At 66.5% G+C, this 1,690-nt stretch carries 2 protein-coding genes and 1 pseudogene; 1 reads left to right on the plus strand and 2 read right to left on the minus strand.

Annotated elements, in window-relative coordinates:
* Positions 1-11 precede the first annotated feature (11 nt).
* A complete protein-coding gene (locus ACRDPS_RS20520; protein WP_431503515.1) occupies positions 12-560 on the minus strand; it encodes a GNAT family N-acetyltransferase in 549 nt (182 codons plus the stop codon).
* 94 nt (positions 561-654) lie between these two features.
* Positions 655-1,107, minus strand: a complete 453-nt coding sequence (locus ACRDPS_RS20525; protein WP_431503516.1) for an adenylyltransferase/cytidyltransferase family protein — start codon at positions 1,105-1,107, stop codon at positions 655-657.
* A 246-nt stretch (positions 1,108-1,353) separates the two neighbouring features.
* Here ACRDPS_RS20525 and ACRDPS_RS20530 point away from each other — a divergent pair.
* Positions 1,354-1,690, plus strand: a pseudogene (locus ACRDPS_RS20530) (hypothetical protein); the annotation flags it as partial.

Here is a 1,690-nt window from a genome sequence, read left to right on the forward strand (position 1 = left end):
GCCCGCAGGCCTTATGGCCGCCGCTCACGTCGGAGCAGACCGAAGACCCACGAATCCGAGACGTCGCCGTTGACGACGCAGTCCTCGCGAAGCGTCCCCTCCAGCCTGAAGCCGAGCTTCTCCAGAACCCGACCTGAAGCAACGTTGCGGGTGTCCGCCTCGGCCTGCACCCGGTTGAGGTCCAGGGTATCGAAAGCCCAGGCCAGCAAGGCACCGGCGGCCTCGGTCGCAACGCCCTGCCCCCACGCAGGCTTGCCGAGGCAGTAGCCCAGCGACGCGCTGCGAAAGTCAGGGTTCCACGAGTTCAACGTGCACCAGCCGAGGAACGCACCATCGCCAGCCCTCTCGATCACGACCCGAGCCCCGCTGCCCTCGTGCGCCATCTCGTGACACCTCGCGATGAATCGGTCCGCCTGTGATCGCTCTGTCCACGGCGGAGAGTCCCAATAACGCAGTACGTCGGCATCGCTCTGCAACGCGAACAGCTCGTCCGCGTCGGAGTCGGCGAAAGGACGCAGCCGCAACCGCGCCGTGACGAGCGTTGGTGTGGCCAGCGACATGGCGTCATGTTGTCAGTCCGTGGTCGTTGGCGGCACCAGATTTTCGGTCCAACGACACAGATGCTCCTACTGGCCGTCAAGGTCGGCGTGCTCGTCAGCCGAGGGCACCAGCCGCCTTCGCGTCGACCACTCGCTGGATGAGATCGGTGGTCGAGATCTCCGTTGTTCGCGGGACGTACTCGAGCTTGCCGGCCGCGAGCGCTGCGCCGTAGACGGCTTCGGCGCCCGCGGGTGAGAGGTCGTCGCCGTGGACGACGGTCGCGATGTCGTGCTCGGCCAGGAAGACCTCGTCGATCCGAAAAGGTGCGTCGGCAATGACTTCATCGATGTACTTGCATGCCTCGATCACCGCGACTCGCTCAGCCAGGGTCATGATCGGAGTGCGTTTGTAGGCGGCTGCAGTCTCGTCCGACAGGACTCCGACGATCAGGTAGTCGCCGTGAGCACGGGCTGCGCGTAGTAGTTCGACGTGGCCTGCGTGGAACAGGTCGCCGACCATGTCGACGTAGACCCGGGAGTTGCCGGAGCTTGCGGTCAGAGCGTCCATGCCAACCATCATTCCCCAGGTGCCGCCAGGCCGCGGGGAGCCAGTCGCGGTAGATCTTGGCGCGGTTGTCGGCCGCAGAACTGATTCGCGGCGGCGGTGCGGGCGATGTTTGCCGAGGCGCGATGTCCGCAGATCATCGACTCGCGGGAAGGCGAAGGCGTCGTGAGGTGCCGGAGTACCGGAGCCACCGCCGCCGCAGGCGTCTCCCATCAATGTTGTCGGTGGTCGCGCTCATACTGGGCCGACATGGACGCAGTCGAGGCGCTGGAGCAGCTGGGTGGGATCGCCCGCGCTGCCGACATCGTCTCGCTCTCCAGCCGCCGACGCCTTCGCACAGCGGTGTCGAACAGGGCGATCATCCACGTCGACCGCGACCGCTACGCCCTCCCCGTGACCGACCTGGGCAGGCGCCTCGCGGTGAAGCACAACCTCCATCTCACCCATCTCAGCGCCGCTCTCCATCATGGCTGGGAGGTCCGCACCTCCCCGAACGTGCCCCATCTCCTCCTGCCGAGCGGACAGGAGCAGCCCACCAGCAAGGCCAGGTTCTGGACGTACGACGCCAGGCGCGAGGACCTCGACG

The organism is Nocardioides sp., assembly GCF_050699375.1.
In the GTDB taxonomy this organism is placed as follows: domain Bacteria; phylum Actinomycetota; class Actinomycetes; order Propionibacteriales; family Nocardioidaceae; genus Nocardioides.